Source organism: Thalassobellus citreus (assembly GCF_044385915.1).
Taxonomy (GTDB): Bacteria; Bacteroidota; Bacteroidia; order Flavobacteriales; family Flavobacteriaceae; genus Thalassobellus; species Thalassobellus citreus.
This window is the reverse complement of record NZ_JBISCC010000066.1, coordinates 1-3,538: the sequence shown is the minus strand read 5'-3', so window position 1 is coordinate 3,538 and position 3,538 is coordinate 1. Positions and strand designations below refer to the sequence as shown.

Here is a 3,538-nt window from a genome sequence, read left to right as displayed (position 1 = left end):
TTCTCCAATAGGAATTGAGCAATATTTTCCGCTTAACTTTTCTTGCGAAAAAGTCATAATAGAAGTCAGAAGTATGATTATTTGCAGAATCGTTCTCATAATGTTTGCCAACGGTTACGTATAATATTAGTGGCGCGTTTAGGTACTAATTTAGTAAATAGAAACTTGCCAGCGGAAAATTCCGAAGGAATTTTCCAAGTAAGCTAGAACTAGCCATTAATTTTATGCTTTGTTGGCAATAGTTATTTATTTTTATTTATATCAATGAATTTACCACTTTCATCCCATAAAAACGTCCATTTTCCTTCACTTATTAAATCCAATATATTTTTTGCTTCAGGAACATCTTCCATAGACCGTTCTGCATAAATTCTCAAAAAGTCTCCATATGTACCAATCCTTTCTGACTTGTCGACTAATTCATATTTTTCAGGTTTTTTCGCAATAATATTATATCCAGTTTTAGAATTTATTGATGATTGAAATATAGGACGTTCAGTTAGATGTAGTCTTATATAATTAAAATGAGCAAAAACTTCATAAAACTGAAAAATCGAAATACCCTTTCCAATTAAAGATATTTGTTGGCTATACATTGAAATTGAAGCACAAGAATCATCTAAAATTGTTGCTATGCAAAAGTCTCCTAACTTTAGAAGAACTCCTTTAGTCCAAGGATTATCTATGTAATCAAATGTTTGCAAACCTTCTTCTCCAATAATTTTATTGGCATATAGAGATCCATATACTTCTGTGTCAATTCTAGCTCCTGTATGATGACTTCTTACAATACAATGTACGTGGTGAAAATCTTCCCATAGATGTCTGTCTCCAATTTTTGAATTTTCAGCACTATAATCTCTATTTTCTCTTAATGCTTTGTCTTTTAAATGAGTTTTAAAGTAAATTAAACATAACCATCTAAATAGCAAGTCTCTTTTTTTACTTGATTCATTTAATTCTTTTGCAATCTCCTCATAAGGCTTTGATAATAATTCGCTTATTGGTTCTTCGAAATGTTTTCCTAATTCAGAATTGCATTCTTGACAACAAGGAACTTTATATTTTGAATATTGTATTTTGGTAAGATTAGGAAGTATAATTTTCTGTTCACGTAAATTATACTTTTTTAAAATCCAATCTGGAATTACGTGTTCATCATTAAAGATTTTTTCGGAAGGTTTTGAACCACAAATAAAGCAACAATTTCCATTAACAATATCTTTTATAAAATGGTTTATTTCATAGAACAGAATTCTACCATCTAAAGAAATTATTGTTTGTGGATTGTTATCAGTCACTCTTAATTATTGCCAACGGTTGTGTATAAGGATAGTGCGTTTTGTGTCCGAGGATTTTCCGCAGGAAAATCAGAGTGACCAAATGCGTACTAGCCTTTTGATTTAGGAATAAATTTAAGCATTATTTCTTATACTTTGTTAGCATACGTTTTTTTCTATCAGTAAAAATATAGTTGTAATTATAAAAATCGGAAAGCTTCCAATATTCACGGTATACCAACTATAATATCCTTTATGTTTTAAATCTCCGTTATTCTTTATCCAAATTCCGTCTGATAATTTCCCCCATTGCATTTGAAAAGCTTCTCTTTTGAATACTTTTTTATAAAACTCAATAACTCCTTTTGAGATTAATAAAGTCAGAAAAGGCGAGAAGGTCAGTAGAGTGCAATTAAATCGACAGAAGTAATTCCAATTCAACAATTCCATTACAATTCCATTACAATTCCAAGAAATCCGATTAAGAATGTGATTTTCAAATATCGTTTATAATATTTATCCTCTTTTAGGTCTTCCGTAAATGTTATTATTACCAAACTAAAGAGTTGGTAAATTATAATTATCATATAAAAATATACTTCGGAAAGAGTCATTTCAAATGTATGCTAACGGTTACGTATAATATTAGTGGCGCGTTTAAGCACTAATTTAGTAAATAGAAACTTGCCAGCGGAAAATTCCGAAGGAATTTTCCAAGTAAGCTAGAACTAGCCATTAATTTTATGCTTTGTTGTACACTGGCTTTTTTTAATCAGTTTTTGCAAATCGGATTTCTTTTTTGCTATTAAAAAACTCAATTTCGAATCCTGATATTTTTCTTTTTATGTGAGCACTAGTCCAACCTTTTCCGCATTGAAAAGAAAGTTCATTATCCTCAAATTCATAGTCCAAATCATAATTCCCATTTACACAAAGATTAATTCCAGGAGTTTTTGTGAATTCAAAAGTTCCGTCATCTTTTAGAGTCAAAATATGCTTATCAAATTCAGATTTCGGAATTCCATTTTCGGCACTTACAATTTTATAAATTCCAATCAATTCTTTGTCAGATGGTTTTTTAGTCAGAAAGTTTGGAAATAAATTATACAGAATAACAATTGTCGGAATTCCTATAATTCCAATACTCCAATATTTTAATTCAGTGTCTTTCTTTATTAATCCTCTAATTAATACATAAATTCCAAAAGCAATTATGGCAATCAGAATTATTAATAAAATCAGATATTTGAAGGCTTCCATAAAGTTTGTTTAGCTTGTGTACAACGGTTACGTATAATATTAGTGGCGCGTTTAAGCACTAATTTAGTAAATAGAAACTTGCCAGCGGAAAATTCCGAAGGAATTTTCCAAGTAGGCTAAAACTAGCCATTAATTTTATGCTTTGTTACCCAACGTTTTTTCTTTCAGAATTTGTTCTGCTATTTTAATTGCTTCGGTTTGATACTTACTTTTATTCTCAATAATATATTTCAGTTCCTCGTTTGTTTTTTCTTTGTAACTTTCTTTTAGTTTTTCAGTTCTACTTTTCGGTTTGTATTCTATTGGTTTTAACTCAATTCCTTGTTTCTTCTCTGATTTGTCAATATATGGAATAAGTCTAAATCGGTACTTTGTATTTTTAATATCATTTTTTTCTAATAAAAAGTCCTGAAGTAAAGTCGTAAGATAATATCTGTCTCCATTTTCAAAAGTCAAATCCCAATATCCAAAATCAGAGAAAATTGTTGGAATTCGATAGTTTTTATCAATTGCGTTTTGCCAATATTTTCCAAGATTATAAATTGAATATTTAACTTCATTCAAGGAATATTCTTTAGTTATTCCGTTTTCAATAATTGAAATTTTATTAGAATTCTTGTCGATAGAAAATTCCGTTTTTTTATTGTACTTATAATAGTTTATTAAAAGATAAATTGCTGGTCCGTTAAACAGAATGAAAAACTGTCCAATTGTTATTAGAATTACAGTCGGATTAAAAACTTTAAGAAAGAAATGGTTTGTAATGTATAATAGAAAGAGGATAATAAGATTAGTTTTTAATAATCTCATTATAGACTTTGAATTCAATTTGTAAGTTCCTGTTTTCAAATGTTGGGTAACGGTTATGCATATGGAAAGTGCGATTTTGTGTGCGAGGATTTTCCGAAGGAAAATCAGAAGCAAGCAAAGAAGCAATAACCATAAGATTAAGTACTAAAATAAGCATTTTTGATATGCGATGTTGGGTTTTAGTGCTT

General features: G+C 29.2%; 4 protein-coding genes. All 4 read right to left on the bottom strand.

Going from position 1 to position 3,538, the window contains the following annotated elements; all coding sequences use genetic code 11:
• Positions 1-242 precede the first annotated feature (242 nt).
• Positions 243-1,301, bottom strand: coding sequence for a hypothetical protein (locus tag ACH5TX_RS00360; protein ID WP_439337578.1), 1,059 nt, complete (start codon positions 1,299-1,301; stop codon positions 243-245).
• A 747-nt stretch (positions 1,302-2,048) separates the two neighbouring features.
• A complete protein-coding gene (locus tag ACH5TX_RS00355) occupies positions 2,049-2,540 on the bottom strand; it encodes a hypothetical protein (protein WP_439337577.1) in 492 nt (163 codons plus the stop codon).
• Between the two features lie 135 nt (positions 2,541-2,675).
• A complete protein-coding gene (locus ACH5TX_RS19120; protein ID WP_500691794.1) occupies positions 2,676-3,350 on the bottom strand; it encodes a PH domain-containing protein in 675 nt (224 codons plus the stop codon).
• A partial coding sequence (locus ACH5TX_RS00345) for a hypothetical protein (protein ID WP_439337575.1) occupies positions 3,331-3,538 on the bottom strand: 208 nt, incomplete at its 5' end. The genes ACH5TX_RS00345 and ACH5TX_RS19120, both read right to left, overlap by 20 nt.

What these genes read in the sequence shown, in the direction of transcription:
- ACH5TX_RS00355 (WP_439337577.1), bottom strand. Translation starts at nt 2,540, where the DNA reads ATGGAAGCCTTCAAATATCTGATTTTATTAATAATTCTGATTGCCATA.
- ACH5TX_RS19120 (WP_500691794.1), bottom strand. Translation starts at nt 3,350, where the DNA reads ATGAGATTATTAAAAACTAATCTTATTATCCTCTTTCTATTATACATT.